This window comes from Nitrospirillum karajorum (genome assembly GCF_036348415.1).
Taxonomy (GTDB): Bacteria; Pseudomonadota; Alphaproteobacteria; order Azospirillales; family Azospirillaceae; genus Nitrospirillum; species Nitrospirillum amazonense_B.
Genome location: NZ_JAZBQB010000003.1, coordinates 1,453,824 through 1,478,426, shown reverse-complemented (window position 1 = coordinate 1,478,426; position 24,603 = coordinate 1,453,824). Strand labels below are relative to the sequence as shown.

At 68.8% G+C, this 24,603-nt stretch carries 20 protein-coding genes; 7 read left to right on the top strand and 13 right to left on the bottom strand.

All coding sequences use genetic code 11. From position 1 onward, the window contains the following. Positions 1-9 precede the first annotated feature (9 nt). Both UCD39_RS20535 and UCD39_RS20530 read right to left on the bottom strand, forming a co-directional pair. The gene (locus UCD39_RS20535; RefSeq protein ID WP_330497651.1) at positions 10-696 is read right to left on the bottom strand and encodes a winged helix-turn-helix domain-containing protein; all 687 of its coding nucleotides are present in this window, start codon (positions 694-696) and stop codon (positions 10-12) included. Positions 697-767: 71 nt separating this feature from the next. After that, complete coding sequence (locus UCD39_RS20530; RefSeq protein WP_330497650.1) at positions 768-1,394, bottom strand: winged helix-turn-helix domain-containing protein; 627 nt, start codon at positions 1,392-1,394, stop codon at positions 768-770. A 198-nt stretch (positions 1,395-1,592) separates the two neighbouring features. On the opposite strand from UCD39_RS20530, the gene UCD39_RS20525 reads away from it, so the two are divergent. Continuing rightward, the gene (locus UCD39_RS20525) at positions 1,593-3,830 is read left to right on the top strand and encodes a TonB-dependent receptor (protein WP_330497649.1); all 2,238 of its coding nucleotides are present in this window, start codon (positions 1,593-1,595) and stop codon (positions 3,828-3,830) included. Then, a complete protein-coding gene (locus tag UCD39_RS20520; protein ID WP_330497648.1) occupies positions 3,830-5,158 on the top strand; it encodes a histidine-type phosphatase in 1,329 nt (442 codons plus the stop codon). Before UCD39_RS20525 ends, UCD39_RS20520 begins: the two co-directional genes overlap by 1 nt. A 193-nt stretch (positions 5,159-5,351) precedes the next feature. Here UCD39_RS20520 and UCD39_RS20515 read toward each other — a convergent pair whose 3' ends face one another. Continuing rightward, positions 5,352-6,359, bottom strand: coding sequence for a ricin-type beta-trefoil lectin domain protein (locus UCD39_RS20515; RefSeq protein ID WP_330497647.1), 1,008 nt, complete (start codon positions 6,357-6,359; stop codon positions 5,352-5,354). Positions 6,360-7,228: 869 nt separating this feature from the next. Here UCD39_RS20515 and UCD39_RS20510 point away from each other — a divergent pair. Next, a complete protein-coding gene (locus UCD39_RS20510) occupies positions 7,229-8,161 on the top strand; it encodes a replication protein RepA (RefSeq protein ID WP_145734791.1) in 933 nt (310 codons plus the stop codon). 27 nt (positions 8,162-8,188) lie between these two features. On the opposite strand, the gene UCD39_RS20505 is transcribed toward UCD39_RS20510, so the two are convergent. Next, complete coding sequence (locus UCD39_RS20505) at positions 8,189-8,872, bottom strand: outer membrane protein (RefSeq protein ID WP_330497646.1); 684 nt, start codon at positions 8,870-8,872, stop codon at positions 8,189-8,191. Between the two features lie 314 nt (positions 8,873-9,186). Here UCD39_RS20505 and UCD39_RS20500 point away from each other — a divergent pair, with 314 nt between their 5' ends. Together UCD39_RS20500 and UCD39_RS20495 are read left to right on the top strand one after the other, a co-directional pair. Beyond that, a complete protein-coding gene (locus UCD39_RS20500; RefSeq protein WP_330497645.1) occupies positions 9,187-10,713 on the top strand; it encodes a YifB family Mg chelatase-like AAA ATPase in 1,527 nt (508 codons plus the stop codon). Continuing rightward, complete coding sequence (locus UCD39_RS20495) at positions 10,710-11,330, top strand: cysteine hydrolase family protein (RefSeq protein WP_330497644.1); 621 nt, start codon at positions 10,710-10,712, stop codon at positions 11,328-11,330. The genes UCD39_RS20500 and UCD39_RS20495 overlap by 4 nt, the downstream gene beginning before the upstream one ends. A gap of 41 nt (positions 11,331-11,371) precedes the next feature. Here the strand turns inward: UCD39_RS20495 and UCD39_RS20490 are convergent, their stop codons facing one another. The 4 genes from UCD39_RS20490 to rph all read right to left on the bottom strand — a co-directional run bounded on the left by UCD39_RS20490 (position 11,372) and on the right by rph (position 15,480). After that, positions 11,372-11,959, bottom strand: coding sequence for a hypothetical protein (locus UCD39_RS20490; RefSeq protein ID WP_330497643.1), 588 nt, complete (start codon positions 11,957-11,959; stop codon positions 11,372-11,374). A gap of 733 nt (positions 11,960-12,692) precedes the next feature. Beyond that, positions 12,693-13,883 (bottom strand): radical SAM family heme chaperone HemW, encoded by a 1,191-nt coding sequence (gene hemW / locus UCD39_RS20485; RefSeq protein WP_330497642.1) that lies wholly within the window; start codon positions 13,881-13,883, stop codon positions 12,693-12,695. Continuing rightward, positions 13,871-14,467, bottom strand: a complete 597-nt coding sequence (rdgB, locus tag UCD39_RS20480) for an RdgB/HAM1 family non-canonical purine NTP pyrophosphatase (protein WP_330497641.1) — start codon at positions 14,465-14,467, stop codon at positions 13,871-13,873. Before rdgB ends, hemW begins: the two co-directional genes overlap by 13 nt. 293 nt (positions 14,468-14,760) lie before the next feature. After that, a complete protein-coding gene (gene rph, locus UCD39_RS20475) occupies positions 14,761-15,480 on the bottom strand; it encodes a ribonuclease PH (protein WP_145735341.1) in 720 nt (239 codons plus the stop codon). A 196-nt stretch (positions 15,481-15,676) separates the two neighbouring features. Here rph and hrcA point away from each other — a divergent pair, with 196 nt between their 5' ends. Continuing rightward, entirely contained in the window at positions 15,677-16,711 is a 1,035-nt protein-coding gene (gene hrcA / locus UCD39_RS20470; RefSeq protein WP_004272342.1) for a heat-inducible transcriptional repressor HrcA, read from the top strand. A 179-nt stretch (positions 16,712-16,890) separates the two neighbouring features. Further along, positions 16,891-17,463 (top strand): nucleotide exchange factor GrpE, encoded by a 573-nt coding sequence (gene grpE / locus UCD39_RS20465; RefSeq protein WP_330497640.1) that lies wholly within the window; start codon positions 16,891-16,893, stop codon positions 17,461-17,463. 156 nt (positions 17,464-17,619) lie between these two features. Here grpE and UCD39_RS20460 read toward each other — a convergent pair whose 3' ends face one another. From UCD39_RS20460 to ptsP, 5 genes are all read right to left on the bottom strand, one after another. Next, complete coding sequence (locus UCD39_RS20460; RefSeq protein WP_330497639.1) at positions 17,620-20,139, bottom strand: sensor histidine kinase; 2,520 nt, start codon at positions 20,137-20,139, stop codon at positions 17,620-17,622. Positions 20,140-20,311: 172 nt separating this feature from the next. Next, complete coding sequence (gene ahcY, locus UCD39_RS20455) at positions 20,312-21,607, bottom strand: adenosylhomocysteinase (RefSeq protein ID WP_330497638.1); 1,296 nt, start codon at positions 21,605-21,607, stop codon at positions 20,312-20,314. Positions 21,608-21,864: 257 nt separating this feature from the next. Further along, positions 21,865-22,305, bottom strand: coding sequence for a type II toxin-antitoxin system VapC family toxin (locus UCD39_RS20450; protein WP_330497637.1), 441 nt, complete (start codon positions 22,303-22,305; stop codon positions 21,865-21,867). Next, entirely contained in the window at positions 22,302-22,580 is a 279-nt protein-coding gene (locus tag UCD39_RS20445) for a FitA-like ribbon-helix-helix domain-containing protein (RefSeq protein ID WP_330497636.1), read from the bottom strand. The genes UCD39_RS20450 and UCD39_RS20445 overlap by 4 nt, the downstream gene beginning before the upstream one ends. A gap of 225 nt (positions 22,581-22,805) precedes the next feature. Continuing rightward, entirely contained in the window at positions 22,806-24,599 is a 1,794-nt protein-coding gene (ptsP, locus tag UCD39_RS20440) for a phosphoenolpyruvate--protein phosphotransferase (protein ID WP_330497635.1), read from the bottom strand. Between the last annotated feature and the right edge of the window lie 4 nt (positions 24,600-24,603).

Genomic DNA, 24,603 nt, shown 5'->3' with positions numbered 1-24,603 from the left:
GTAAAGGGCTTACGCGGCCAGCGCCTGGTCCGTGCCGGCGCCGGAGGCCAGGCAGTACCCCACCCCCCGCAGGGTGTGCAGCAGGCGGGACTGGCCGGGGCCGTCCAGCCGGCGGCGCAGGCGGGAGGCCAGGGCATCCACGGCGTTGTCGGCCACATCCATGTCGCCGGCCCAGAGCCGGTCCAGGATGGCGGTGCGCGGCACCACGGCGCCGTCCGCCTGTAGCAGCAGGACCAGCAGCTGGAACTCACGCGACGACAGCAGGATGTCACGGCCGGCGCGGCGCACCCGGCGCTGGCGCACGTCCACCGTCAGGTCGTCCAGGGCGTAGGCCAGGCGCGGCCCATGGCGCTTCAAGCGCAACAGCGCCAGCAACCGGTCCACCACCAGATCGCCGGGCAGGCCGGCGTCCACCTGGTCGTCCGCCCCCATCGCCAGCGCGCCGGCCCGGCCCGCCTGTGCGGCCCCATCGGGGTTGGCCAGCAACGTCACCACCAGGGCGCCGGGAAAGGTCCGCCGGGCGCGAGCCAAGCGATCGCGCAGGGTACGCCCCTCCTCACCCACCACCACCACGTCGGCGGGACGCGGCGTCGGCGGCAGGGCGGCCAGGGTCTCAACCTGCCATCCCCGTTCCCGCAGCACCCGCGATAGCCGGGCAGCGCTGGGCATGGCCTTGCCGATGAGAAGGGCGCGCATGGGAATCACCCGCTGGTGGAAACCATGGTCGCCACCCTAGGCGGGGCCCACCAGCGGAGATATCCGGTATATTACCTAACGCCCAGCTGATAGCCCCGGTGCCCGCGCGTGTGCAGGGGCACGGCCGTGCCCAGCGCCCGGCGCAGGCTGCGGATGTGGGCGGCCAGCCGGTCGGCGACGCCGGGCGCGTCCGGCGCGAGGGTGGGCCACAACCGGACCCGCAGGTCGGCCGCTGGCACCACCTGGCCCCCGCGCTCCGCCAACAGCAGCAGCAGGTCGAAATCCAACGGCGCCAAGGCCAGGGGCCGACCCCGCCACAGCGCCACCCGCCGGTCGACATGCAGCGCGAGGTCGCCCACACGCAGCGCCCGGTCCGCCGGCGCCGCCAACCGCGCCAGCAGGGACAAGGCCGCCGCCACCGCCGCGGTGCCCGAGGACAGCGGCAGCACCATGTGCGCCCCGGCCCGCAGCAGGGCCGACTCGACCGCCGCATCCGCGTCCGCCAGGCACAGGACGGGTGCCTCCACCGGCCCCGATGGATCGGGAAGATGGGCCAGAAGGGCGTCGGCGCGGGCGGCCGCCAGCAGGCGTACGTCAGGGGAGGCATCGGCAACGGCCTCCCACCCCAGCGCCGCCAGGTCCGCCCGCAGCGCCTCGGCATTCCAGTCCAGCGCCGTGAAGGCAAGACGTCCCGTCATCATCCCGTCATGTAATGGTCAAATGAAATTCACAAGAAACCGGGTACGCCCTAAGGCCTTATAACTACAGCCAAATCGGCGATACCTGAACTTTCCGTCAGGCTGCCGTCAAGATTCGCATCCGGTCCCGACTGTACCAGCGCGGCACGCGATTTTGCAAAGCGCCGTCCAAGGTGCCGCGATCAACGAAGGGGGACGATGATGACGACGAAGCCGGAGACCCGCCCAAACCGGGCCAGACTGATGATGGGCGCCGCCGCCGTGGCCCTGGCGCTGGCCGCCCTCACCCCGCCCGCCGGCGCGGCGGACGCCCCGGCGGCGGACGCGGAAATCGCCGAGATCGCCGTGGTGGCCAAGGTCATGCGCGTCTCGCCCTCCAACGTGCCGCTGGAGGCGACGGAGCCCACCTCCATCGTTCCGGAAGGCTTCCTGCGCGACAACATCGTCCCGCTGTCCAGCTTCGACGACATGGTGAAGTTCCAGCCCAGCGTCTATGCCCAAAGCCCCAACGGCCCCGGCCTGGGCAAGGCGGAAACGCTGAGCCTGCGGGGCTTCCAGGACAGCCAGTTCAACATCACCTTCGACGGCATCCCCTTCGGCGACGCCACCGACCTGCACCACACCAGCTCCGCCCTGTTCGTGGCCCATGACATGGGCCAGGCGGAGGTGGATCGGGGCCCCGGCACGGCCTCCACCATCGGCAAGGCCACCTTCGGCGGCACCCTGGGCTTCCTGTCCAAAACCCCGTCGGAAGACCCGGGCGTCACCGCCTATGGCACCTATGGCAGCTGGAACACCAAGGGCATCGGTGGCGAGGTCGATACCGGCCGCACCGTGCTGGGCCGCATGTTCTTCGACGTGCAGCGCACCACGTCCGACGGGTACCTGACCGGGGCGGAGGAACAGCGCACCAACTATTTCTTCAAGGATGTGCTGGACATCGGGGAGCGCACGACGGTGACGCTGGTCGCCAGCAAGAACCATTCGTTCGAGTACACAACCCAGGGCGTCACCCTGGCCGACCTGGCCAAGTACGGCGACAACTGGGGCCTGGGCAACAATCCCGCCGCCCAGTCCTATTACAAGTACCAGCCCAGCCGCTACAGCTCGGACTTCGACTATATCCGGGTGCAGTCGGAACTGACGGACAGCGTCAAGCTGGACAACACCGCCTACACCAACGGCTTCGGCCACCATTACAAGGAATTGTCGGACGCCAGCGACAGCAACCCCAAGGATGTGGGCGTCACCTTCTACAACGCCGCCGGCAAGAAGGTGGCGACATATGCCAGCGACATCCCGGGCAAGGAGGCCAACGCCAACTACCGCACCTTCGGCGACACCCTGCGCCTGACCGACAGCCTGTCCTTCGGCGACATCAAGGCCGGCGTCTGGTACGACCGCCAGCTGGACCACCGCCATTCCGAATCCTATGACTGGACCCAGGGCGTCCTGGTCACGGGCAAGTACGGCACGCCCTACACCTACAAGTACCGCGACCTGAACACCACCTGGCAGCCCTATGTCGAGTTCGACTGGAAGGTCACGCCGGACCTGACCCTGATCCCGGGCGTGAAGGTCACCAGCTTCACCCGCGATGTCGACGCGCTGTACAACAAGACCAAGCCGCCGGCGCCGCTGAACTACAGCGAGACCTATACCGAGGCCCAGCCGTCCATCGCCGCCCACTACACCATCGAGGAGGGCTGGACCGCCTACGCCCAGGTGGCCAAGGGCTTCCTGGCGCCGCCCATCGATGTCTTCCAGGTGGCCAAGATCGCCTCGATCAAGCCGGAAGAGACCATGAACTACCAGGTCGGCACCGCCGTGCAGCGTGGCCGGTGGATGGTGGGCGCCGACGCCTATTACATCGACTTCAGCAACTACATCTCCACCGCCCAGGTACCCGGCACGACCGACAAGACCTTCGTCAACGGCGCCGGCGCCATCTACAAGGGCCTGGAACTGGAAGCGCAGTACGCCCTGACCGACGCCCTGTCGCTGTATGCCAACGCCAGCCTGAACCACGCCCAGTACAAGGACAATTACGTCTGGGTGGCGGATACGCCGCAATGGATGGCCACCACCGGCGTCATGTACGACAGCCCCGACGGCCTCTACTTCTCCGCCATCGGCAAGGTGGTGGGCCCGTTCTACGGCCAGGACAACACCACCGACGCCACGACCGGCCAGCCGGACTTCGCCAACGCCTACCGCATCCACCCGGTGTTCACCGCTGACGTGTCCGTGGGCTGGCGCCTGAAGGACCTCGGCTATCACCTGGTGGACGTCACCCCCAGCCTGAAGATCGGCAACCTGTTCGACACCCACCGCATCAACGGCTTCGCCGGCACGCAGTCCGCCACCGGCCAGGCGCTGTATTGGACCACGCCGGGCCGCAGCGTGTTCTTCAACCTGTCGGTCACGGGGTGGTGATGAGAAAAGGCCTGATTCTTGGCCTGGCGGTCGGCCTGGTGGCCGGCTCCGCCTGGGCCGCCCCCACCGCCAACTCCGCCACTCCTGCCTCGCATGAAGTCCTGGAACGGGTGGTCCTGCTGTCCCGCCACGGCGTGCGCAGCCCCACCAAGGGCTTGGCCGAGCTGCGGCGCCTGTCGGACCAGGACTGGCCGGCCTGGCCCGTGGACCGGGGCATCCTGACCCCCCACGGCGCCGACGCCATCCGCCAGCTGGGCCTGTACCTGGGCGCCCAGTACCGGGAGCGCGGCCTACTGGGACCCGACCGCTGCCCAGCGGGCGGCCCAGGGGGCGATTCGGCCGGCGACCAGGTCTTCGTCTGGGGCGACAGCGGCGACCAGCGCACCCGCGCCAGCGCCCAGGCCCTGGCCGAGGGGCTGGCCCCCGGCTGCGGGCTGAAGGCCCACGGCCTGGCGCCCGACAGCCCCGATGTGCTGTTTGATGCCGCGTCCGGTGGCGTCTGCCCCATGGACGCGGCCGAGGCCACCAAGGCGGTGGTCGCGGCCAACGGCGGCGACATCAACGCCGTGCCGGCCAGCATCGCCCCGGCCCTGGCCGCCCTGGTGCAGGTGGTGGCGCCCAAGGCCTGCGCGTCCGGCGCCACCTCAGGTTCCCCCTCCGGCCAGGCCTGCTTCGCCACCGGCCCCGCCAAGGTGGTGGACAAGGGCGGGGAGGTGAAGGTGGACGGCCCCCTGGCGCGGGGCGCCATGCTGGCCGAAAGCATCTTCCTGGAATATGTGCAGGGCATGCCCGCCGACCAGGTGGGCTGGGGCCGCGCCGGCACGCCCCAGGCCCTGGCCGCCATCCTGCCGGTGCATGACTATCAGGCCGACCTGACCCGCCGCACCCCCTACATCGCCAGCCACAACGGCGCGCTGCTGGCCCGCCAGATCGTGGTCGGGGTGACGGGCGGAACGGCGACCGCCCCCCTGGCGCCGGTGCCGGCCGGGGCCAAGCTGATCTCCATCCTGGGGCATGACACCAACCTGTCCAACGTGGCGGGCCTGCTGGGCCTGGACTGGACCCTGCCCGGCCAGCCGGACAAGACCGCCCCCGACACCACGCTGGCGTTCGAGGTCAGCCGCGACACCGTCACGGGCCAGCGGTACGTGCATGTCGTCCTGTACTACCAGACCCTGGACGACCTGCGGCAAGCCGCCGCCCTGACGGCGGCCCATCCGGCGGGTAAGGTTGATTTGCCTTTGCCTGCCTGTGGCGGTGATCGCTGCACGGTGGAAGACTTTGTCGCCCTGGTGCGCAAGGCGGTGCCCGCAAGCTGCTGGCGCTGAGGGTCTGGGTTCGGGCGGGATGCCGGTTTCCCATCATCCACCGTCGTACCGCCCACAGACGGGCGCCCTTTCTGGAGCGTGAGGGCGCCCGTTTCTTTTGGCGATCCGACCCACGCGCACGTGGCGCGAAATAAGCGGGGCGGCCGTTTCCGACCACCCCGCCGCCAGCCTTTCAGAAGTGGGATGGCCGAGCTTAATGCGGACCGTGCGCCAACGCCCCGTTCGCGTTGGGCGACGCATCGACGATCCGGGCCCAGACCTCGGCCACGGGGGCTGGCTGGGGGGTCACCAGCGCCGCAGCCGTCTCGGCCCGGAGATCCCCTGTCGCCGCGGGCTGGAGCACAGCCGCGGTTGTCTGCCACAGTTCGTTTTCCTGACCACCGCCCCAGTTCCAGGTGCCCATGGGCAACGCCCCCTTCGGAATGGGATGCGGGTTGCCGAAGACATTCCAGTTCTGGTCCGAGTTGATCCAGGGGCGAATGGCCTGGAAGGTGCTGCTGCGGCCATAGGTCCAGATCGCGTCTGAATCCAGCTGGCTGGGCTGGCGTTGCAACAACTTGGAGCCGTTGCCGTTGCCACTGACATAGGCCAGTAGGTTGCTGGCTTTGTTCACGATACTGAAGCCGCCGAACCACTGCGTGGCGATGAAGGCGAAGCTGCTGGCCGCCTGGGACGCGAAATTGTCGTTCACCACCAAGGCGCCCGCGGGATTTGATGGGTCGACGGCCAGTTGCAGATAGGCGGCCATGCCGGAAACGAAGGAAACCAGCTTGGTGGGGCGCGGCCAAACGCTGCTTACCGGGCTGACAAGCCATGTTTCATTGCCATCACCGCCACTCCAACCCCAGGTGCCGACGGCCGTCCCCACGCGAGCGTGGGCGCCCAAAGCATTCAGATTCTGGTCCGGCCGAAGGGTCAGCCGAATGGCGCTCAACCGGTCGTCGGCGCCGGTCTTCTGCCAAATGGACCCATGGCTGTCCAGGGTTACGCGGGCATTGTCGCCGCTATAGGCCAGGTACGTGCCGGTTGCGACGTTCCTCAAATAAAAGCCGTTCGTCGCCGGCTCCTCCAGCCATTGCTGGTTGGTGTCGGTGCCGTCGAGCCATCGCAAGATCACCTGGCCCGGCTGATTGGGATCATTGGAGACGACCAAATCGGCCAACATGCCGGACTGGATGACAAGGCTGCCTGAGGTGCTCATGTCGTTTTCTCCCGTTTTCCATGGTTATCAACGGCTCTCACGGAGCCGCGACAGGGGCGGGCGTCAGCGGCGCCGACGCCTGGTCCTTCAACCGGACTGAGGGGTCTGACACCGGTAGGGCCTTCCAATTGGGGAGGGGCCTGCCCTCATCCGGCAAACGGGACAGTATTGGTGCCCGCCCCGCCTACGGCGCGACGGCCGGTAAAGTCCGAGTCCCCCGGGAGGGCATCGACAGGGACGCACCGAGCAGAAGGGACGCACCGGCAGAGGCCGGTAAAGTCCGAGTCCAAGGAAAAGGGTGGGGCGGGGCAGCCCTTCGCGGGCAGCGGGGCCGGTAAAGTCCGAGTGGATCCGGCGCCCCCGGATTTGAGCGTCCTGCGCGGGCGGCATCGCGGTCTGGCGCCACGGCCACCGCCGCCGGAAAGGCCCGGACTTCCATCGGCAAGGCCGGTAAAGTCCGTGTCCGGGGGCGAGTCGGCCGCCCGTTCGAGTCCGCCGGAGTCGATTCAAGGATCCCGCGCACGCTGATTCGTCACGATTCGGCTCGGACTTTACCGGCCCGGCGGGAGTTATCCACAGACTCGGCGGCCGATCCCCCGGACTCTACCGGCCATAAGATGCGCTGGCCCACACCAGCCACATGCGAAGAAGAGTTTTCCACAGGACCTTGCCGGCCCAGTGCCGGACTCTACCGGCCCGACTCGGGATTATTTCCCGGACTTAACCGGCACCTCAAATAACAGACTCCAAATACCCCACAAATAGCGGGGGCCGGTAAAGTCCGACCTAGATTTAGTGATTTGGCTTTGGAACACTTCAGCCCATCACCTCACATCGACCGAACCGACTGGCAGGGAGCGAAGGGCGCCATGGCCGACATTCACCGTCTCATCCTGGAACATGGCATCGACCGGGCCCGCGAGATGGCGACCAGCAAGAGCGGGCGCAACCTGGTGGACGTGGCCGCCGCCATGCTGGCCCAGGAAGAGGACAGCATGGGCATCACCCATGCCGGCTTCGCCCTGACCAGCCTGCCCCACCGGTCCATCGACAAGGCGGCGGAGCCGGAATACCACCGCAAGGAAACGGGCCGCTGCACCCTGATCGTGCAGAGCGGCCGGCATGCCGACGGCAGCCTGGTGGGCGTGCCCTATGGCGCCAAGGCCCGCATGATCCTGCTGTACCTGCAGACGGAGGCGCTGAAGACCAATTCCCGCCAGGTGGAACTGGGCAAGAGCTGGCATTCCTGGCTGAAAGCCATGGGCGAGAGCCCCGGCGGCAAGACCTATCGCCTGGTCATGGAGCAGGCGCAGCGCATCACCGCCTGCAGCCTGCAATTCCTGTGGGAGACGGACGCGGCGGTGACGCGGCAGAACGCCGGCTTCGTCAACAATTCCATCCTGTTCAAGGCCAGCCCCGACCAACGCCAGGTGGCCCTGTTCCAGGACGTGATCGAGCTGAACGAAAGCTTCTACGACAGCCTGAAGCAGCACGCCGTGCCGGTTTCCGAGGCGGCATTGCGCCACATCAGCGCCAGCAGCACCGCCATCGACGTCTACATCTGGCTGGCCTATCGCCTGCATGTGCTGAACCAGGCGACGCCGGTGCGCTGGGCCGCCCTGCGCCGCCAGTTCGGCGAGCACTACGCCAAGCTCAGCCACTTCAAGCCGGTATTCCTGGACGCCCTGGCCCTGGCCACCGCCGTCTATCCCGAGGCCAAGGTCGAGATCGCCGACGACGGCATCGTGCTGCATCCGTCGCGGCCGCCCATCGCGCGGAGGGAAGCGGCGCTGATCGCGTGACGCAGCGCCCGCCCGCCCCCCCTGGGATCAGAGCCGCAGCGACAGGCCCAGGCGCAGCAGGTGTTGGTGGATGGACAGGGGGATAGTGCCGCCCTGGCCATCGGGCCCATTGACCTGGCCAAAGTCCACGTAGCGGTACTCCAACCGCATTTTCAACAGGGAGAGGGGAAGCGGCGCCTCCATCCCGGCGCCGGCCGTCCAGCCGGCCTTGGTATCGCTGGTATTCTGGGCGCTGGCACCGCCGCGCGTGCTGGCACCGACATCGCCCACCGCCAGGCCGGCGGTGATGTAGGGCACCACGTTGGCGCCCAAGTCATAGCCCAGGCGCCCGGTGGCCGTGGCCAGCCAATCCATATGGGTCACATAGTCGAACGCGCCGCCATGGGTGGTGACATCGCCGGTGCCGTTGCCGATTTCGGCCTCGCCCCCCACCAGCCAATTGTCAAAGCGCTGGGCGTATCCCAGCCCGCCGCCGCCATAGACCGAGCGGCCCACGTCGTCGTTCCCGTCCGAACGCCGATAATACCCCTGGCGCTGCTGGACCAACGCGCCGCCGATGAAGCCCTGGAGATAAACATCCCCCGTGGACCGCGGCGCGAACTGGGGCGGCATGAAATCCTGCGCCTGCGCGGCGGCACACGCCAGTATGGCCCAAACGGCGGCGGCGCCGCCGGCGATGCGCCCCTTTCGTGGCGTCCCCCTCTTTCCCATCCCGTCCCCTCTCCTCATCGGTATTCGTCAGGAATTGTGCTCATCACCTGTGAGGCCTCCTAGAATAGCGGCGACAGCCGGCCAACACCTGTGATCGCCCCTACAGGCCCGCCACGTCTTGGCTGAACATAAGCCGGCCCTGCTTAACCAGCAGAGACGCCAAGCGTTATGGTTTTCCGTCGCAAGGTTGCAGATATCCCGTTGTCGCACCCCAGGCGCCCGAATGTCGCACCCCCCTTCCCGCCATCGCTGGCGCCGGGGCCCGCGTCCGCCTACACTACCCGGGCGTGCAGAAGCGGGATGGGGTAGGGCCGGTGGTAGCGCGGGTTTCGACGGTGGCCTTCCAGGGGGTGGATGTCCTGGATATCGACGTCCAGGTGCAGATGTCGGGCGGGCAGGTGGCCTTCACCGTGGTGGGCCTGCCGGACAAGGCGGTGGCCGAAAGCCGGGAGCGGGTGCGGGCCGCCCTGCACGCCCTGGGCCTGGCGCTGCCGCCCAAGCGCATCACCGTGAACCTGGCGCCGGCCGACGTGCAGAAGGAGGGCAGCCATTATGACCTGCCCATCGCCATCGCCCTGCTGACCGTCATGGGCATCCTGCCGGATGAGGACATCAAGGGTTTCTGCGCCCTGGGCGAACTGGCGCTGGACGGCGCGCTGACCGCCGTGGCCGGCACCCTGCCCGCCGCCATCCACGCGGTCGCCACCGACCGGGGCCTGATCTGCCCGGCGGCCTGCGGGGGTGAGGCGGCCTGGGCCGGGGAGCTGGAGGTGCTGGCCCCCCGCACCCTGCTGGAGCTGATCAACCACTTCAAGGGCACCCAAGTGCTGTCGCGACCCCAGCCCAAGATGGAGGAGGATGAGCCCGGCGCCCTGCCGGACCTGGCCGACATCAAGGGGCAGGAGACGGCGAAGCGCGCGCTGGAGGTCGCGGCCAGCGGCGCGCACAACCTGCTGATGGTGGGGCCGCCGGGGTCGGGCAAGTCCATGCTGGCCGCCCGCCTGCCAGGATTGCTGCCGCCCCTGGAACCGGCGGAGGCGCTGGACCTGTCCATGATCCATTCCGTGGCCGGCAAGCTGGAGGGCGGGCGGCTGATGCGGCGCCGTCCCTTCCGCGACCCGCACCACAGCGCCAGCCTGCCGGCCCTGGTCGGGGGTGGTGTCCGGGCCAAGCCGGGGGAGATCAGCCTGGCGCACCAGGGTGTCTTGTTCCTGGATGAGTTGCCGGAGTTCGCCCGGCCGACGCTGGAGGCCCTGCGCCAGCCGCTGGAGACGGGCCGGGCCACGGTGGCGCGGGCCAATGGCCATGTCACCTACCCGGCGCGGGTGCAGTTGGTGGCCGCCATGAACCCCTGCCGCTGCGGCCATTTGGACGACCCCGCCCAGGCCTGCGGCCGCGCGCCCAAATGCGCCGCCGATTACCAGTCCAAGATTTCCGGCCCGCTGTTCGACCGCATCGACCTGCATGTCGACGTGCCGGCGGTGAAGGCGTCGGACCTGTCGCTGCCCCCGCCGCGCGAGACCAGCGCCATCGTCGCCGCCCGCGTGGCCCGCGCCCGCGGCATCCAGGCGGCGCGCTACGCCGCCCTGGTGAAGCCCGGCCACCCCACCATCCGCACCAACGCCGAGGCGGATGGCGAGCTGCTGGAAAAGGTGGCCGCCCCCGAGGCCCCCGGCCGCGCCCTGCTGACCGAGGCCGCCGACCGCCTGCGCCTGTCCGCCCGCGGCTATCACCGCGTCCTGCGCGTCGCCCGCACCCTGGCCGACATGGAGGGCAGCGACACCGTGCGCCGCGTCCACATCGCCGAGGCGCTGAGCTACCGCCGGGTGGTGGTGCGGTGAGCCGGCCCGCCCTGCTCCTCATCGACCTGCAGCGCGCCATCGACGATCCGCGCTGGGCGGTGGAGGGGCCGCGCAACAACCCGGAGGCCGAGGCCAACGTGGCCCGGCTGCTGGCGGCCTGGCGCGCGGCCGGCCTTCCCCTCATCCATGTGCGTCATGATTCGGTGGAGCCCCATTCCACCTACCGTCCCGGCACGCCGGGCCACGCCTTCAAGGAAGAGGCGATGCCAGCGGCGGGCGAGATCGTGGTGGCCAAGCGCACCAACAGCGCCTTCATCGGCACCGGATTGGACGATCTGCTGCGCGGCCGGGGCATCACCGCCCTGGTGGTGGTCGGCGTCATCACTAACAATTCGGTGGAGGCCACGGTGCGCATGGCGGGCAACCTGGGTTACGCCACCACGGTCGTCAGCGACGCGACCTTTACCTTTGCCAAGCGCGACGGCCGGGGCCGGGTGTGGAGCGCCGAAGACGTGCACGCCCTGTCGCTGGCCAACATGGCGGGCGAGTACGCCACCGTGGCGACGACGGAGGCGGTGCTGGCTGCTCTCCTTCCTGGCCAAGCCAGGCCATCGCTGAGGATCGTCAGCAATGACGCCGAGGGCAGGACGCCTTAAGGACAATGACCATGATGGTCATAATTCCAGAAGGCGCTTCGCTACTCCGGCCGGAACGCCGCCTGGATGACAGGCCCCAGGTCCGCCATCTCCGGCGGCAGACGCACGACCAGCTCGCGCAAGGCCATGTCTTGGTCCGGAAACAGCAAGGCGCTGCCAATGATGGGCAGGGGCCCTGGGATAAGATGGCTGTCCGTGCCCATGCCCTTTTGTCCGGCCGGCGTCACGAAATCCACCGAGGTGGGGCTGTGGCGCACAACGGTGTCCGTCGGATAGGGCCCCCAGGTGTATTCCGACTTGTCCGCCAACCCTTCGTCGATCACGCCCTGGACGTAATCCTTGGCGACGGGGAACACGCGGGCGGCGACCTGCGCCACCTCGAACCGGCCGGACGTGTCACCGTCCAGCCAGACCAGTTGCAGGGCCGGGCCCTGGATATGCTCAGCCGCCTTGATCAGGTCGCGGCTGGTGAAGGGGTTGGCCGTCACCAGCAGTTGGGAGCCGTTGGAGCCGTAGAGGGCCAAGCAGTGCCAACCCTTGGGGGCGAAGCTGCCAATGCCACCGGCGTCATCCGGTCCCGCATAATAGGCCAAACGCCCCGCCGCCTTGGCGGCCAGCGCGGGGGGCAAGGACGGAACAGTCCCTTTCCGTGGCGCGGCCTGCGGCCCCATCTGGCCATCGGCGGGGCAACCGACAAAGGGGATACCGGCGGCCGCGGCGGGTTTCAGGGTGAATGCCGCCCCTATGACCAGGGCGCAGCAAAGGATCCGACGCAGGGGGACGGCAGGCAGGCGGAACGGCGCGGGCATTGGGGGGATGGCCTGATTTCAAAGGGTCCGGCACAGCCAAACATGGCACCAGCCAACCACTCCCTCAAGCGCGGCGGATTGCGCGGAATGACGCAGGGACGTGCGGAAGAGGTGCATGCCCTGTCGTCGGCCAGCATGGAGGTGAGTACGCCACCGTGGTGACAACGGGGGCGGTGCGGGCGGGACTTAAGGCAGACATTCCTTCGGAATAAAAGGCCGGACATCGTCGTCCGGTGTCGCGGGCGCGATGGCGGCAGCATAGGGATTACCCGTGTGCTGCCGGTAACCGTAGCGAGCGCACGCCCGCAGGCATTGGTCGGCGATGCGTAGCTGGGGCGCTCCCTCCTCAAACCAATAGGGACCGCTGCGGCATGTGACAGCCTGGCCTGTCTGCGGGTTGCGGAGGGGGAATTCGTCCCGGTGAGCACAGCCGCCGGCAAAAAGTACACCTACCAGAAGGGCGAATGCGACCCGCTTCGTAATTTCCATTCTCCCCGCTCGTGCTCGGAGGAGCGTGGCCTAGGAAAACGGTAAAATCGGGGCGGCCGCACCCCTACCCCAGCAGCGCCGCCAGCACGCCGTTCAGCCGCTGGCGACCGTCCGCCGTGGCGGTCAGGCGGTCGCCGTCCAGGGTCAGCAGGCCGTGGCGGGACAGGCGGTCCACCGCGTCCATGTCCACGGGGTTCACACCGCCCGCCTCGGCCGTGAGGCGGGCCAGGCTGACGCCCTCGGCCAGGCGCAGGCCCATCATCAGGGCCTCGCGGCCGCGCTGGTCGGGTGTCACAACCTCGTCCGCGTGAGCGCCGGTGCCGCCCTGCTCCACCCGCTGCAGCCAGATTTCCGGGGCGCGATGGGTGCGGGTGGCGATCTTCTCACCCTTCAGCGTCAGGCGGCCGTGGGCGCCGGGGCCGATGCCGACATAGTCGCCATAGCGCCAGTAGACCAGGTTGTGCCGGCTTTCCTGGCCGGGACGGGCGTGGTTGGACACCTCATAGGCCGGCATGCCGGCCTGGTTCAGCAGGACTTGCGTCGCCTCATAGAGATCCCCCGCCAGATCCTCATCCGGCACCACCAGGTCGCCGCGCTGGTGCAGGGTGTGGAACTGGGTGCCTTCCTCGATGGTCAGTTGATAGAGCGACAGGTGGCCCACCGCCATGTCCAGCGCCCGCGACAGCTCATCCTGCCAGGCCGCCACCGTCTGGCCGGGGCGGGCGTAGATCAGATCGAAACTGAAACGATCGAAGATGCCCTTGGCCATGGCGATGGCCTCTTGCGCCTCCGCCGCTGAGTGCTTGCGGCCCAGCGCCTTGAGATCCGCGTCGTTCAGGGCCTGGATGCCCATGGACAGGCGGTTGACACCAGCGGCGCGGAAGCCGGCGAAGCGCGCCGCCTCCGACGAGGTCGGGTTGGCCTCCAGCGTTACTTCCACATCCGGAACGATGCCCCAATGGTGGTCGGCCCGTTCCAGGAGGACGGCCACCGTTTCCGGCGGCATGAGCGAGGGAGTGCCGCCGCCGAAGAACACGCTGGTCAGCCGCCGGCCCGGATGCGTCCGCGCGATGCGGTCGGCGGCGTGGTCCATCTCCCGCACCAGCGCGGCGCGCCAGCGGGCCTGGTCCACGCCCTCGCGGACATGGCTGTTGAAGTCGCAATAGGGGCATTTACTGGCGCAGAACGGCCAGTGCACGTAGAGGCCGAAGCCACCCGGTGTGGCGTCGGCGTCAGGGGGCGTCAGCGGAAGCATCGCTCCACCAACTGGCGGAAGGCCTGGGCCCGGTGGCTGATGGCGTGTTTCTCGTGCGGTTCCATCTCGCCATAGGTCACGGTGTAGCCGTCCTGGACGAAGATGGGGTCATAGCCGAAGCCCCGGTCGCCGCGCGGCGGGTTGACCAGCTGGCCGTGCACCTCGCCCTGCACCGTCTCCACATGGCCGTCCGGCCAGGCGATGGTGAGGGCGCAGATGAAGCTGGCGTCGCGCGGGGCGCCAGGCGGCAGCTCCCGCTCCACCCGGGCCATGGCGGCGGCGAAATCCTTCTCCGGCCCGGCCCAGCGGGCGGAGTAGATGCCGGGAGCGCCGTCCAGGGCCGCCACCGCCATGCCGCTGTCGTCCGCCAGCGCCGGCCTGCCCGCCGCCTTGGCCGCCGCCAGGGCCTTCAGCTCCGCGTTCTCGCGGAAGGTCAGGCCGGTCTCCTCCGGCTCCGGCAATCCCAGCTCCCCCGCCGTGGGGAAGTGGGCGACATGGTCGCCCAGCAGGGCCGCGATTTCCTTCACCTTGCCCTTGTTGTGGGTGGCGATGATCAGGGTGTCGCCAGTGAATTGTCTTGTCATTGTTGTTCCCTCAGGCGCCGGGCGCGGCCATCCGGCCGCTTGGCTTATCCTCAGTTTCCAGTCCACTGCGTTCCCCGGAAACTTCCGGCGGCCCCGGTCGGGGCCTAGGGCTCGGCTATGAAGCCAAGCCCCTATGGTTAGGCCCCTCAGGCGCCGGCGGGGCATTCGCCCCTTGGCTTATCCTCGTTTTCCAGTCCGCTGCGCTCCCCGGAAAACTCCGGCGGCCCCGGTCGGGGCCTAGGGGCTCGGCTGTGACGTCAAGCCCCTAGGGAACTCATGTGGGTTTGCTGCGGTCAGAGGCCCAGGGCCGTTTTCTGCAGGGCGGTCAGTTGGCCGATGCCGTGGCGGGCCAGGCGCAGCAGCTCGTTGAACTGCGCCTCGTCGAAGGGGCGTTCCTCGGCCGTGCCCTGGATTTCCACGATGCCGCCGGCGCCCGTCAGGACGAAGTTGGCGTCAGCCTGGGCGTTGCTGTCCTCGGCATAATCCAGGTCCAGCACGGGCTGGCCGTTGTAGATGCCGCAGGAGATGGCGGCCACGCTGTCGATCAGCGGGATCTGCTTCAGCACACCGATGCGCATCAGGTGGGTGAAGGCCTGGTGCAGGGCGACGTAGCTGCCGGTGATGGCGGCGGTGCGGGTGCCGCCATCGGCCTGCAGCACGTCGCAGTCGATCTTCACCTGGATTTCGCCCATGGCCTTGCGGTCGGTGATGGCGCGCAGCGCGCGGCCGATCAGGCGCTGGATTTCCTGGGTGCGGCCGGACTGCTTGCCCTTGGCGGCCTCACGGTCGGTGCGGCTGTGGGTGGCGCGGGGCAGCATGCCGTATTCCGCCGTCACCCAGCCCAGGCCCTGGCCGCGCAGGAAGGGCGGCACCTTTTCCTCGACACTGGCCGTGCACAGCACGTGGGTGTCGCCGAAGCGCACCAGGCAGGAGCCTTCGGCGTACTTGGCGAAGCCGGTCTCAAGCGAGACGGCGCGGAGCTGGTCGGCGGCGCGGCCGGAGGGGCGGGTCATGGCGGGGCGGTCCCGTAGCTGTCATGGGGTGTTTGCGAGGCCCTACCTAGCGACGGAACCATCGCCCTGTCCACCCCGGATGTGGCGGGGCGGCCCGGCGATTCCCCTGGCGGTGGCCCGGCGACGATTGATAACACCGCCGTCCCTCATTAGATTTAAGGGCATCCTCCCCCTTCATCCGGCCCCGCCCCCAGGCATGATCACCGAGCTGAACCAGCGTTCCCGCGACATCTTCCGCCAGATCGTGGAAGCCTATGTCGAAACCGGGGAACCCGTGGGCAGCCGCACGCTGTCGCGCCGCCTGGGCATCGCGCTGTCGCCGGCCACCATCCGCAACGTCATGGCGGACCTGGAGGAACTGGGCCTGCTGAAGGCGCCGCACACCTCCGCCGGGCGCGTGCCGACCGACGTGGGCCTGCGCCTGTTCGTCAACGGCCTGCTGGAGGTGGGCGACCTGTCGGATGACGAGCGGGAGAGCATCGACGCCCAGTGCGCCGCCTCCGGCCGGTCCCTGCCCGAAGCGCTGGAGGAGGCGACGACCATGCTGTCGGGGCTGTCGTCCTGCGCCGGGCTGGTCATGGCGCCCAAGACCGACCGGCCGCTGAAACATATCGAGTTCGTGAACCTGCAGCCCGGCCGCGCCCTAGTGGTGCTGGTGACGGAGGACGGCCTGGTGGAGAACCGGGTGGTGGAGGTGCCCATGGGCATCCCCTCCTCCGTCCTGCAGATGGCCAGCAACTATCTGAACGCCCGGGTGGTGGGCCGCACCCTGGCGGAGGCGCGCACCCGGTTGCAGGCCGAGGCGGAGGAGCAGCGCACCCAGTTGGACGAGCTGACCCGCCGCGTGGTGGACACGGGCATGGCCACCTGGGCCGGCAGCCGCAGCAGCGGCGTGCTGATCGTGCGCGGCCAGGCCAAGCTGCTGGACGATGTCAGCGCCCTGTCGGACCTGGAACGCATCCGCAGCCTGTTCGAGGCGCTGGAAACCCGCGACGCCATGATGCGGCTGCTGGAAGCGACCGGCCAGGCGGAAGGGGTGCAGATCTTCATCGGGGCGGAGAACAACCTGTTCAGCCATGCCGGCTGTTCCCTGATCGTCTCGCCCTACACCAACGGCAAGGACCAGATCGTGGGCGCCATCGGCGTCATCGGGCCCACCCGCATCAACTACGCCCGCATCATCCCCATGGTGGACTACACCGCCAAGGTCATCAGCCGCATGATCGGGTGACCGGATGATCGGGTGAAGGGTCCGGCCACCGGCCGAACAATTCCGCCCACCCCCGCTTTATTCCTGCCTCCGCCCGCGCATCGCCTCTGGCGCGACGCGCGCGGGATGCCTATCTTCTGCCCGTCCTGGCGGTGGTGAGCCGCCATTGTTCCGCACCCTTGTAGAGACAGCCCGCGAAGATGACCGATAGCAACGAGACGACCACCGCCCCCGAAACCGACGCCGCCCCGAAGCAGCAAGCGCCGGCCTCCTCGGACGCCGTCGCCGCGCTGGAAGCCGAAGTCGCGTCCCTGAAGGACCAGCTGCTGCGCAGCATGGCCGAGGCGGAGAACACCCGCCGCCGCGCCCAGAAGGAGCGTGAAGACACCGCCAAGTACGCCGTGTCCGGCTTCGCCAAGGAACTGCTGGCCGTGGCCGACAACCTGCGCCGCGCCATCGACGCCGTCCCGGCGGAAACCCGCGCCGGCAACGAGCAGGTCAACACCCTGCTGACCGGCGTGGAGGCGACCGAGCGCCAGTTGATCACCGCCTTCGACCGCGCCGGCATCGTGAAGCTGGAGCCCATGGGCCAGCCCTTCGACCCCAATTTCCACCAGGTGGTGGCCGAGGTCGACGGCACGGACAAGCCCGCCGGCACCGTGGTCACCATCCTGCAGCCCGGCTACACCATCCACGGCCGCCTGCTGCGCGAAGCCATGGTCTGCGTCGCCAAGGCCGGCGCCAACCCCGGCAAGGTGGACACCAGCGCGTAATTCCGGAAATCACGTCTTGAAGCACCACAAGCCTGGCCCTTCTGGGCCAGGCTTTAGGACGCGACCGCGTCCGCCGCAGGTTTTCGGGGAGCGGCAGCGGACTGAAAACCGAGGATAGCCAAAGGCCCGGACGGGCCTGCCGGCGCCTGAGGAACACTAAACCAGTACAGGCTGCCGTAATGGCAGGTGGCACTGGATCAGCGTGCCCTGGTCGCTGTCGCTGATCTCCACATGGCCACCGTGCAGCTCGACGAAGCTTTTCACCAATGACAGGCCCAGGCCCGCGCCGGCGGGATGGTTCTGCACGTCGCCGCGCTCGAACTTGTTGAACACGCGCTGGCGGTCGGCGGCGGGAATGCCGATGCCGGTGTCGCTGACCGACAGCACCATCTCCGGCCCCGCTTCCCCCATCTGGCGCTTGGCGGACAGGGTGACCTGGCCGCCCGGCGGCGTGAACTTCACAGCGTTGCTGACCAGGTTGTACAGGGCCTGCTTCAGGCGGCGCTCGTCAGCGTCGAGGGTGCCGATGTCGTACGGCACCTGCACCAGCAGGGTCACGTCCTGCTTGCGCGCCCAGTCCAGCGTCAGGCCCGACACCGCCTCCAGCAACTGCCCGACATCGACCGGCGAGCGGTCCAGGGTCATGAAGCCGGCCTCGATGGTGGCGAGATCCAGGATGTCGTTGATCAGCGCCAGCAGGCGGCGGCTGGCTTCCAGCACGCCCTTGGTGTAGTCCGCCTGGCGTTCATTGAGCGCGCCGAAATACTGGTTATTCAGGATCTCGGCGAAGCCCATGATGGCGTTCAGGGGCGTGCGCAGCTGGTAAGAGACGTTGGCGATGAATTCCGACTTCAGCCGATCGGCAGTCGCCAGCGCCTCGTTGCTGGCGCGCAGGGCTTCTTCCACCCGCACGCTGTCGGTGATGTCCAGCACGCTGATCAGCACGGCGCCGTCAGGCAGCGGCACGTTGGACACGTCGACGATGGACCGGTCCGTGCGCTCCAGCCGGCCGGCATAGCTGGACCGTTCCAACAGGTCCGCGATCATGGCGCGGCGGCGCGCCGGCCAGTCGCCGTCGTGGTCCAGCAGCGGCTGCAGCTTGTCGATCACCTGGGTGATGTGCGGCTCGCCGTTCAGGTCCGACCCCTTCAGCCGCCAGATGCGGGCGAAGGATGGGTTCCACAGCTTCAGCCGGCCGTCGCCGCCGAACACGGCGACACCTTCCGCCAGGTTATCCAGCGTTTCCTGCTGCACCGCCATCAGCGTGTTGTAGGACGATTCCAGCGCCAAGGCGTTGGTCACGTCCTCAAGCACGAACATCAGGCCGCCAAAGGGATGGGGCACGGTGATGTTGCGCAAGGTGGTGCCGTCGGGAAGGTGGGTCAGATCCTCGCGCGGTTCCGTCAGGTTGGTGAACAGGGCCACCTGGGCCCGCTTCCACCGGGGGAAGTCCACCTCTTCCTGCAGGCGCCGCCGGCTGCGCAGATCCTCCAGCACCTCGCCGTAGGTGGGTTCGGTGGCCAGCCAGGTCTCGTCCAGGCCCCACAACCGCGCGTAGGAGCGGTTGTGGAACTTCAGCTTGGTGTCGGCGCCATAGATGGCGATGGCGGAGCCCAGATGTTCCAGCACATCGCCATGGGCGGCGATGTGGCGTTCCAGCTCCGACGACAGCTCCTGCTCGCGGGTGATGTCCAGGGCGTGGCCCATGAGGGCGGCGCCGTCCTCCAGTGGGGTGGCCAGTGGGGTGGCCAGTGGGGTGGCCAAAGGCGTCTCCACCAGGCGCAGCAGTTGGCGCTGGCCGGCGACGACGACATGACGGGTTTCGGACGCGCCCTGGCCCTCCGCCCTCTCGCCCTTCGCCCCCTCCCCCCTCGCCAGCGCGCGGGCGGCAAGCGCCCGGCCGGCGCCGGGGTCGGTAACCAGCTCGATCCCCTGCTCCACCACCGCGGCGGGGGAGAGGCCGACCGCCGTGCCATAGGCCTGGTTGCACCAGCACAGGGCCCCGTCGGCCCGGCGCATCCACAGGGGAAAGGGCATCAGGTCCAGCGCGGCGTGCAGGCGCGCCACCGCATCCTCCGCCACCTGGCGGCGCCGATCCGCCTGCGCGGCGTCGGCGACGGTGGCCGTCACGTCGCGCAGCCACAGCACGCTGATTCGGCCGGATGGGTCGCCATCGTCCCCCAGCGGCACCGAGGAAGTCCCCGGGCGGCCGGTCAGCACCAGGGTACGCCGCCCCTGATGACAGGACATCTGCCGGGAAAACGGCACGCCCTCGTCATCCAGGTCGCGCAGAGCCCGGCGCAGGGCCGCGTCCTCGGGCGCGTCGAAGGCCTGGGCGATCTCATCCACGCGGCCACCGGGCCGGGGGTCGGGAATGCCCAGCCAAGCGCCGGCGCTGGCACTGGCGCCAATGATCCGGCCGTGCCGCCAGGCCACCCATTCATCGGGGCAAGCGGACAGCAACGCCTCCGCCTGCGCCGCCTGCGCGGCGGCGGCCCGGCGCTGGCCGATCAGCCGTGCCAGGCAGGCCCCCGCCGCCACCAGGCTGGCCACCGATCCCGCCACCACCAGGGGCAGGGGTGCGTCGGGAAACACCAGGCGCAGGCAGGGAAAACCGGGCGCGGCCAAGGCGGCGGCGGTCAGCGCTAGAGGCAGGGCGGTGGCGTTTCTCGGCATGACGCCCGGATCTTAGTTAATGACGGTGTGGGTGCCAAGCGAACGGAAGGCTACTTTAAGCTTGGCCCCGGTTCGGGTGTCCGGCAAAGGAAAGGCCGGGCACAGGGCCCGGCCTTCGCGATGCCGCCTCCGGTCCCCGGCGGCCTGAGCCGCCAGGGGGGCGAGCGGTCGATCAGTAACGGTAGTGGTCGGGCTTGAACGGGCCCTGCGGGCTGACGGCGATGTATTCCGCCTGCTTGTCGGTCAGGGTGGTGAGGTTGGCGCCGATCTTGGCCAGGTGCAGGCGGGCCACCTTCTCATCCAGGTGCTTGGGCAGAACGTAGACCTTGTTCTCGTACTTGTCGGCGTTGTTCCACAGCTCAATCTGGGCCAGCACCTGGTTGGTGAAGCTGGCGGACATGACGAAGCTGGGGTGGCCGGTGGCGCAGCCCAGATTCACCAGGCGACCCTTGGCCAGGACGATCAGGCGCTTGCCGTCGGGGAACACCACCTCGTCCACCTGCGGCTTCACCTCTTCCCACACGTAGTTGCGCAGGCTGTCGATCTGGATTTCGCTGTCGAAGTGGCCGATGTTGCAGACGATGGCGCGGTCCTTCATCTCACGCATGTGGTCCAGCGTGATGACGTCGACGTTGCCGGTGGCGGTGACGAAGATGTCGCCCTGGGGGGCGGCCTGTTCCATCGTCACGACCTGATAGCCTTCCATCGCGGCCTGCAGGGCGTTGATGGGGTCGATCTCCGTCACCATGACGCGGGCGCCCTGGCTGCGCAGCGAGGCGGCGGAGCCCTTGCCCACGTCGCCATAGCCGCACACCACGGCGACCTTGCCCGCCACCATGACGTCGGTGGCGCGCTTGATGCCGTCCACCAGGCTCTCGCGGCAGCCGTACAGGTTGTCGAACTTGGACTTGGTGACGCTGTCGTTCACGTTGATGGCCGGAACCTTCAGCGTACCCTTCTTCATCATCTCATACAGGCGATGCACGCCCGTGGTGGTCTCTTCCGACAGGCCACGGATGTCGGCCAGCATCTCAGGATACTTGTCGTGCAGGATCTGGGTGACGTCGCCGCCATCGTCCAGGATCATGTTCGGGGTCCAGCCATCGGGCCCGCGCAGCGTCTGCTCGATGCACCACCAGAACTCCTCCTCCGTCTCGCCCTTCCAGGCGAAGACCGGGATGTTGGCGGCGGCGATGGCGGCGGCGGCGTGATCCTGGGTGGAGAAGATGTTGCACGAGGACCAACGCACCGTGGCGCCCAGATCCACCAGCGTCTCGATCAGAACAGCGGTCTGGATGGTCATGTGCAGGCAGCCGACGATGCGGGCGCCGTCCAGCGGCTTCTTGCCGGCATATTCCGTGCGCAGAGCCATCAGGCCCGGCATCTCGGTCTCGGCGATGGTGATTTCCTTGCGACCCCAGCCGGCGAGGCCGATGTCCTGGACTTTGTAGTCGGTGAAGGCGGTCATGGGGCGATGCTCCTTTGGCGCCTAGGGGGCAACGGGGGCGGCAAGACGCGCCGGCGCCCCAGCCTTCCCAGGCTGGATGATGGCCTGGGTGTACCAGCGAGGTCGCCGGCCAGCAAGCATAAAGACATCTTTATGTGTGCATTTGTTGGTGAGGCGGTAGGCCGCGACCGCGGCCGCCGGAGTTTCCCGGGGAGCGTAGCGGACTGGAAAACGAGGAAGGCAAGCGGGCGGATGCCCGCGCCCGCCGCCTGAGGGAACTACCTCAAAAATCGCTCCACCTCGTGCACCAGCACGACGCGTCCCGCCAGGCGCCCGCCATGGGGGCCGCGCACCGCGCGCACCAGGGCCGGGTTGGCGGTGACGTAGACCAGCTGCATCCCCTGGGCCAGCGCCAGGTACAGGCAATCCTGCGCCGGGTAGGACAGCTGCGCCGCCAAGCGCACGGCGTCGGCCAGCAAAGGGCGGGAGGGCATCAGCTCCACCTCCGCACCCTGCAGCGCCATGGCGGCGGTCGCGGCCTCCACCGCCGTCAGGTCGCCCAGGGCCACCTTGGCGCCCAGCACCTGGGCCAGGTCGCCCATCAGCACGTCGGGCGCCAGCAGGCGATGGCCCAGCAAGCGGTCAGCCACCGGGCTGGTCGCCTCCGGCACGACCCATTGCAGGGCGACGGAGGCATCAATGACGAATTGCAGGCTCATGCGCCCTCACCCTCGGGCGCGGTTCCAGGCAGGGCTGCCCAGGTTTCCGCCCGAACGCCGGCCATGACCTCGCCGGCGGGGCGGTGGGCACGGTCGGCCACGGACTGACGCAGCGAGGACGCCAGGGCGCGGAAGTCCTGCGGCTCATTGGCCAGGGCCTGGCGCAGGATGTCGCGGCACTCGGCCTCCATGGAGCGGCCATGGCGGGCGGCGCGCAGCTTCAGGCGGCGCACCAAATCTTCATCCAGGCCACGGACGGTCAGGGCGGTGGGCATCGGGGTCCTCCCAGTCAATGCCAGCAGTGCTGGCGCGCCTGAGGGTGCTGAAACACCGGAATCCCGTCAAGCGGCTGGTTTCCGCCTATCCCAAGGAATTGAGCGGTTGCACATGCGGCTATAGGACCCGACCGGGTCCGCCGGAACTTTTCGGGGAGCGTCAACGGGCTGAAAAGCGAAGAAGCCAAGGCGGCGGATGCCGCCGCCCGGCGACTGAAGGGACCTTTAAACAGCCGCGTCGTTGAAATCGTCCAGCAGCGCCGCGATGCGGCCCTGGTCGGTCTGGTCCATGATGGTGCGGGCGCGGCGCGTGGCCTCGACCAGGTCCAGGCCGCGCAGGCGGCGCTTCACCACGGGCAGGTTGTTGGGTGCCATCGATAGCTCCCGGATGCCCAGGCCCAGCAGCAGGGCGGTGTAGCGCGGATCGCCCGCCATCTCGCCGCAGATGGACACGGGGATGCGGGCGCGCAGCGCCGCCTCGGTGGTGAACTGCACCAGGCGCAGCACGGCGGGGTGCAGCGGATCGTAAAGGTCAGCCACCTGTTCGTCGCCCCGGTCGATGGCCAGCGTGTATTGGATCAGGTCGTTGGTGCCGATGGCGAAGAAGTCGCAGAACGGCGCCAGGCCGTCAGCCGACAGGGCAGCGCCCGGGATTTCGATCATGATGCCCAGCTTGGGCAGGGGGTGGGCGATCTTCACCCCCCGGCGGCGCAGGCGGCGCACCACCGTGGCCATGATCTCGCGCACGCGCCGCACCTCGGCCACCGAGCTGATCATGGGCAGCAGGATGCGCAAATTGCCGTGGGCCCCGGCGCGCAGCATGGCGGCCAGCTGGGTTTCCAGCAGCTTGGGCTCCTTCAAGGACAGGCGGATGGCGCGCAGGCCCAGGGCGGGGTTGGTGGGCTCGCTGAAATACCCGCGCAGCGCCGTGGCGATCTTCTCCCCGCCGATGTCCAGGGTGCGGGCCGTCACCGGCTTGCCGTCCATGCTGGCGACGATGCGGGTCAGGATCTCCGTCTGTTCATCCTCATCCGGCAGATCCTCGCGGTTCATGAACAGGAATTCGGTGCGCAGCAGGCCCACGCCCGAGGCGCCGACATCAAGCGCGCCGTCCAGTTCCCGTGGCAGTTCCAGGTTGGCGTTCAGGGTGACGGCGGTGCCGTCGCGGGTGATGGCCGGCAACTTGCGCAGGGTTTTCAGCTGCGCCCGTTCCGCCAGCAACTCCGCCCGGCGGCGGCGATAACCGTCCAGCACGTCCGGGCTGGGGTTGACGCAGACCTGGCCGGCGATGCCGTCCACCACCACCGTGTCGCCGTTCTGCACCCCCTGCAGCAGGCCCAGCGTGCCCAGCACCGCCGGCAGGCCCAAGGACCGCGCCATGATGGCGGTGTGCCCTTCCGGCCCGCCCAGCATGGTGGCGAAGCCGCCGATGCGGCGCGGGTCCATCAGGGCCGTGTCGGCGGGGCTCAAATCCTCCGCCAGGACGATGCAGCCCTCGGGCAGGAAGGAAAAAGCCTGATACTTGTGCTGCATCAGGTTGCGCAGCAGGCGCTGCCCCACCTCGCGCACGTCGGCGACGCGGGCCGCCAGGTAGGCGTCCTCCATGTCGGCGAAGCTCTGCGCGATGCTGGTGATCTCCGCCTGCACCGCCGCCTCGGCGTTCAGCTTGTCCTGGCGGATGCGCTTTTCCACCCCGCGCATGAGGCGGGACCCCGACAACATGGCGAAATGGGCGTCCAGCAGGATGCCGATTTCCTCCGCGGCGCTGTCCGGCAGAGCGGACGACTTGGTCTTCAGCTTGCGCACCTGGCGCCGCGCCTTGTCGGCGGCGGCGGCGAAACGCTGAACCTCCGCCTCCAGCCCATCCTCGGGGATGGCGTATTCGGGCGCCAGCAGGGCGCCGGCGTCGACGACGTGCGCCGGCCCGATGGCGATGCCGGAGGAGACGCCCACGCCGCGCAGCAGGCGGTCGACGCCCGCCTTGGTCGCGCGGCCCCGGCCGGATGCGCGGTCGGCCATTTGC